This window comes from Massilia sp. P2_C2, assembly GCF_056404615.1.
Map to the genome: position 1 here is coordinate 1 of NZ_JBFUDR010000345.1, position 5,849 is coordinate 5,849.

Here is a 5,849-nt window from a genome sequence, read left to right on the forward strand (position 1 = left end):
GTATAGACCTGAAATACGCTTTTGGCCGTATCGACACCGACCGTCGTTTTGCGAGTAGCATTCATGATGTGGATCCTCCGGTTAGCCTCGAAAGTCTCGACACTTTCACTTTAGGCGCTTTTGACGCCGTCGGCCCGCGAGGGTCCACCCCTTCCGCTATCCCCCGCTCCCTTCTTGCCGTTCGTCATTCCGCTCGTAAAGGTGGGAGGCGTCCATTTCATTCTCCTTCGTGGTGTTGTAAAAAATGCCGGGTTGGCAATCCATGCGACAATGGCCGGGCTTACTACCTCAACCATTCTGATTCGTTAGCAATGTATCCAGAATATATCTTGACCTTGTCCTGCCTGGACCACCGCGGCATCGTGCTGCGCGTCTCGGGCTTTTTGGCCGAACACGGCTGTAACATCATCGACTCGGCCCAGTTCGGCGATCCGGAATCGAAGCTGTTCTTCATGCGCGTGCACTTCGCGCTGGAAGACGATGCCATATCCGACGAATTGCTGCGCGCCGGCTTCGGTTCGCTGTGCGGGGACCTGGGCGCCACCGGTGCGTTGCACGACGCCAAACGCAAGCCGCGCGTGCTGATCATGGTCTCCAAAATCGGCCACTGCCTGAACGACCTGCTGTTCCGCTACCGCAGCGGCCTGCTGCCGGTCGAGATTCCGGCCATCGTGTCGAACCACATGGACTTCTACCAGCTCGCGGCCAGTTACAATATCCCGTTCCACCACTTGCCGCTCGAGGCCGGTGCCAGCGAATCGGCCAAGCTCGCCCAGGAGGCGCGCATCATCGAATTGCTCGACACCCACCGGATCGACCTGGTCGTGCTGGCGCGCTACATGCAAATCCTGTCGCCGGGCCTGTGCGAAGCCCTGAAGGGCAGGGCGATCAATATCCACCATTCGTTCCTGCCCAGCTTCAAGGGCGCGCGTCCATATGCGCAGGCGCACCGGCGCGGCGTCAAGCTGATCGGTGCCACTGCCCACTTCGTCACGGGCGACCTGGACGAAGGCCCGATCATCGAGCAGGACGTCGAGCGCGTCGACCACGCCATGCGCGCGGAGCAGCTGACGGCCATCGGCCGCGACGTCGAGAGCGTCGTGCTGGCCCGCGCGGTCAAGTGGTTCGTGGAACACCGTATCCTGCTGAACGGCGACAAGACTGTCGTGTTCAGCTAAACAATAAAGGCATAGGCAACACGGAATGGCCCTGAAAGCAACTATCTACAAGGCAGACCTGAGCATTGCGGACATGGACCGCAACTACTACCAGGAGCACGCGCTCACGATCGCGCGGCATCCTTCGGAAACCGACGAGCGGGTGATGATCCGCCTGCTCGCCTTCGCCCTGCACGCCGACCCGGCGCTCGCGTATGGCAAGGACCTGTTCGACGTCGAAGAGCCCGCGCTGTGGCTCAAGGACCTCACCGGCGCCATCGACCTCTGGATCGAGGTCGGCCAGCCCGACGAACGCCGCCTCATGAAGGCCGCCGGTCGCGCCGAACACGTGATCGTGTACAGCTACAGCGCGACGAGCAACATCTGGTTCAAGGGCCTGGCCAGCAAGCTCGAACGCACCCGCAAGATCTCCATCATCAATATTCCGGCGGAAACCAGCGCCCAGCTGGAGCAGATGGCCCAGCGCTCGATGCAACTGCAATGCACGATCCAGGACGGCCAGGTGTGGCTGACGGATGGCGAGCGTACCGTGCAGGTCGAGCGCGAGACGCTGCTGGCCGAGCGCTGATGGTCGAGCGGCGAAGGCAGCTTCCTGGCTGGACAATTTGTCCCAGGCCAGGTGTGCGCCGGGCCGTGCGTACGCCGCTATAATCGGACCATGCCGATTCGTTCGATCACCCGCCGTCTGCGTTTCGTATGGCTGGCACTGTTCGCCGTGCTGCTGAATGCGCTCGCGCCGACGGTGTCGCATGCGCTGGCCGCGAGCCGGCCGGCGATCCCGGTCGACGTCTGCAGCGTCGATGGCGGCGCGCCGTTCGCCGCTGCGGCCGCGCTGCTCATGCAGGACGAGCGGCACGCCGGCATGGGCGCGTTGGCCGATTGCGGCTATTGCCTGGTCCACGCGGGCAGCCACGGCCTGCCGCCGCCCGTGCATCCGCTGCCGGCGCTCGTGGACGGGTCGGAACCCCGGCCTTTCCTGTTCCACCACGCGCCCCGTCCGCTGGCCGTCTGGCTCGCGGCCGTGCCGCGCGGCCCTCCCGTCTTTGCCTGACGTTTCGGTGCGTGTGCACCATTCATCCATTTTTCTTGTCAGGTAAAGCCATGTATCGCAAATTCCTCGTGCTGGCCGCGGCCAGCCTTTTCACCACTGCCGCATGCGCCCAGGTCGCCGTCACCGACCCGTGGATCCGCGCCACCGTCCCGGCCCAGAAGACGGCCGGCGCCTTCATGCAGCTGCGTTCGCCCAAGGCCACGCGCCTCGTCGACGTGCAGTCCCCGGTCGCGGGGCGGGCCGAGATCCACCAGATGGACATGCAGGGCCAGACCATGCGCATGCAAAAGGTCGACGGCATCGACCTGCAGGCGGGCCAGCCCGTCAACCTGTCGGCCGGCGGCTACCACGTCATGCTGTTCGACCTGAAGCAGCAGCTGAAGGAAGGCGAGCAGGTGCCGCTGACCCTCGTGTTCCTCGGGGCAGATAAAAAGCGCGAGAACGTCACCGTGCAGGTGCCGGTCAAGCCGCTGACCTATACCGCCGCTCACTGAAGGGGGACATGATGAAAGCTTACTGGATCGCCGCCCTGTTCGCGGCACCGCTGGCGCACGCCCATATCACCATCGCCCCGGCCAGCGCACCGGCCGGCGCTTACCAGACGCTCGTCTTCAAGGTCGGCCACGGCTGCGACGGCAGCGCCACCACGGGCATCACGGTGCAACTGCCGGACGGGGTCACGGCGAAGCCCATGCCCAAGCCCGGCTGGACCATCAACCTCGTCGAAGGCAAGCTGGCCACGCCGCTGCAGCAGCACGGCAAGACGATCGCGAGCGCCGTGCGCGAGATTAGCTGGCGCGGCGGCCCGCTGCCGGATGCGTACTACGACGAATTCACCTTGCAGGCCAAGCTGCCGGACGCCACGGGCACCTATGTGTTCAAGGTCGGCCAGCAGTGCGAGAAGGGCCGCGTGGACTGGGCCGACGTCGCGCCCGCATCGAAGACGCCCGCGCCGGTGCTGGAAGTGACGCCCGCCGCGATGACTATGCACCATCACTGAGGTGCGCATGCGATACCAACGACATCGCCTTGCGCTCGCGGTGCTGGCGTGCGTGAGCGCGCACGCCCATGCGGACGACACGCACCTCGACACCGTGATCGTGACGGGGCGCCCGACGTCGCTGCCGGCGCAGATCCCGACGACCATCGAGGGCATTACGGGCGCCCAGGTGGAAGAGCGCATCAACGCGGTCGACAGCGAGGATGCGCTGAAATACCTGCCCAGCCTGAACGTGCGCAAGCGCTACGCGGGCGACTACGACCACGCCGTGCTCGCGAGCCGCGCGTCCGGCACGGGCAACAGCGCGCGCTCGCTCGTGTACGCGGACGGCATCCTGCTCTCCAACCTGCTCGGCAACGGTGCCACCTATACGCCGCGCTGGGGCCTCGTCACGCCCGAGGAAATCGAACGCGTCGACGTGCTGTACGGTCCGTTTGCGGCCGCCTATCCGGGCAATGCCGTCGGTGCCGTCGTCGACTTCCAGACCCGCATGCCGACGCGGCGCGAAGCCCACGTCAAACTGTCCGGCTACTCGCAGGGCTTCAAACTGTACCGCACGGACGACCGCTACGACGGCTGGCAGGGCAGCGCGTCGCTCGGAGACCGCAGCGGCGCATGGTCGTGGTGGGTCGACGTGTCCCGGCTGGAGAGTGATGCGCAACCCATCGCATTCGCCAACAAACTGTTGTCGACCGGCGTGCCGGACGGCGGCGGCATTCCCGTGACGGGTGCCGTGGCCGGCCGCAATCCGTCCAACCGCGACTGGTGGCTGATCGGCGCGACGAACCAGACGCATACCGTGCAGGACCACGCGAAACTGAAGCTCGCGTGGGACATCACCCCGAAGCTGCGCGCCAGCTACACGCTCGGCTGGTGGCAGAATGACGCGCGGCGCGTGTCCGAGTCGTACCTGCGCGACGCGGCCGGCGACGCAGTGTATACCGCCACTCGCGTGAACATCGACGGCCGCAGCTACGACATCAAGGCCTCCGATTTCGCGCCCAGCCGCGCGTCGCTGGAACACGTGATGCACGGCCTCTCGCTGAAACATCACAGCCGCGACACGTTCGACTGGGAGATCGCGGCCAGCCTGTACGACTATGCGCGCGACCTCGTGCGCACGCCGACCGTGCTCGTCGCCAATGCGGACACGAACGGCGCCGGCCAGGTCACGGACATGCGCGGCAGCGGCTGGACTACCCTGGCGCTGAAGGGCATCTGGCGGCCGGATGGCGGACCGCTGACCGGGCACACGGTCGAATTCGGCCTGCAGTCCGACCACGCACATCTGCGCACCCGCGTGTTCGGCAGCGCCACGGACTGGCTGCACGCGGGCGACGGCAAACAGGTCTCCGTCTTCAACGGCAACACGGGACTGGAAAGCCTGTACGTGCAGGACAACTGGCGCATCGGCGACGACTGGCGCGCCACGCTGGGTGCCCGGTTCGAGCGGTGGCAGGCCTATGGCGGCGCACTGTCGAACGCCGTGCTGGCCGCGCCGTTCCCACCCCGCAGCGAGACGGCGTGGTCGCCGAAGGCCGCGCTGTCGTGGCGCGTGAATCCGGACTGGACTCTCAAGGCTTCGACGGGCCGCGCCGTGCGCAATCCGACGGCGGCCGAGCTGTTCCAGGGTTCTATCGTCGACAAAGTCATCGTCAACAGCAACCCGGACCTGAAGGCGGAAAAGTCGTGGACGAGCGAGCTGACGGCCGAGACGATGGGCCCGACGGGCGCGTTGCGGGTCACGCTGTTTCGCGAGATGACGCGCGACGCCCTGTATTCGCAGCCGCTGCTCGTCTCCGGCGGGGCGACGGTGAACACGGTGCAGAACGTGGGGCGCATCCGCACCAACGGCCTTGAAATGTCGGCGCAGGCGGACGACGTCGGGGTGCCAGGACTCGGGCTGACGGCCAGCCTCACGTATGCCGGTTCCATCATCTCGGAGAACGCGGGCTTCCCGGCGAGCGTGGGCAAGTGGCAACCTCGCGTGCCGCGCTGGCGCGCGACGATGCTGGCGACGTGGAAGGCGAACGACCGCTGGACGGCCACGCTCGGGGGGCGCTACAGCGGCCGGCAGTATTCCACGCTGGACAACAGCGATCCGAACGGGAATGCCTACATGGGCGTCTCCGATTACCTCGTGTTCGATGCGCGGGTGCGGTATCGGTTCAACCGGCAGTGGAGCGCGGCGGTGGGCGTGGACAACCTCAACGACCGCAAGTATTGGGCGTTTCATCCATACACGCAGCGGACCGTGGTGGCCGAGCTTCGGTGGGACCTGTAACGCTTGCGACATGTTGGCGTTACGCGTGGGCACGGGGTGCCCACCCTGTTAGGGCAAAGTTGTAATGTCCGCTTCTAGCAAAGTAGAAATGTCCGCTTTTGCTAGATAGCTCATGCTGTCGATTCTGAATGGTTTGGRGTCGAGTGTGGGCAAAGYCGGGAGCATTACGATGGAGGAGTTGGAGCGCGCCGAAATCATCGCCGCCAGTGTCAGGGGCGAGATCACGGCGGTCATTGCGGCACAGCGCCTGGGGCTGACGACACGTCAGGTACGCCGTCTGCAAAAGCGTTTTGAACAAGAGGGCCAGAGCGGGATGATTTCCCGGCGTCGGGGCAA

General features: G+C 65.6%; 7 protein-coding genes. All 7 read left to right on the forward strand.

Annotated elements, in window-relative coordinates; translation table 11 throughout:
• Nucleotides 1–311 precede the first annotated feature (311 nt).
• Nucleotides 312–1,178 (forward strand): formyltetrahydrofolate deformylase, encoded by an 867-nt coding sequence (gene purU / locus AC1DYX_RS26610; RefSeq protein ID WP_477264478.1) that lies wholly within the window; start codon nt 312–314, stop codon nt 1,176–1,178.
• 25 nt (nt 1,179–1,203) lie between these two features.
• Nucleotides 1,204–1,746: a YaeQ family protein gene (locus AC1DYX_RS26615; RefSeq protein WP_477264480.1), complete on the forward strand. Its 543-nt coding sequence runs from the start codon at nt 1,204–1,206 to the stop codon at nt 1,744–1,746.
• 90 nt (nt 1,747–1,836) lie between these two features.
• Nucleotides 1,837–2,229 (forward strand): DUF2946 domain-containing protein, encoded by a 393-nt coding sequence (locus AC1DYX_RS26620; protein WP_477264482.1) that lies wholly within the window; start codon nt 1,837–1,839, stop codon nt 2,227–2,229.
• Nucleotides 2,230–2,279: 50 nt separating this feature from the next.
• Nucleotides 2,280–2,723: a copper chaperone PCu(A)C gene (locus AC1DYX_RS26625; protein ID WP_477264484.1), complete on the forward strand. Its 444-nt coding sequence runs from the start codon at nt 2,280–2,282 to the stop codon at nt 2,721–2,723.
• A gap of 8 nt (nt 2,724–2,731) precedes the next feature.
• Nucleotides 2,732–3,229, forward strand: coding sequence for a YcnI family copper-binding membrane protein (locus AC1DYX_RS26630; RefSeq protein WP_477264486.1), 498 nt, complete (start codon nt 2,732–2,734; stop codon nt 3,227–3,229).
• Between the two features lie 7 nt (nt 3,230–3,236).
• Nucleotides 3,237–5,513, forward strand: a complete 2,277-nt coding sequence (locus tag AC1DYX_RS26635; protein WP_477264488.1) for a TonB-dependent receptor — start codon at nt 3,237–3,239, stop codon at nt 5,511–5,513.
• Between the two features lie 112 nt (nt 5,514–5,625).
• Nucleotides 5,626–5,849: helix-turn-helix domain-containing protein (locus AC1DYX_RS26640; RefSeq protein ID WP_477264490.1), on the forward strand; the 224-nt coding region annotated here is incomplete at its 3' end.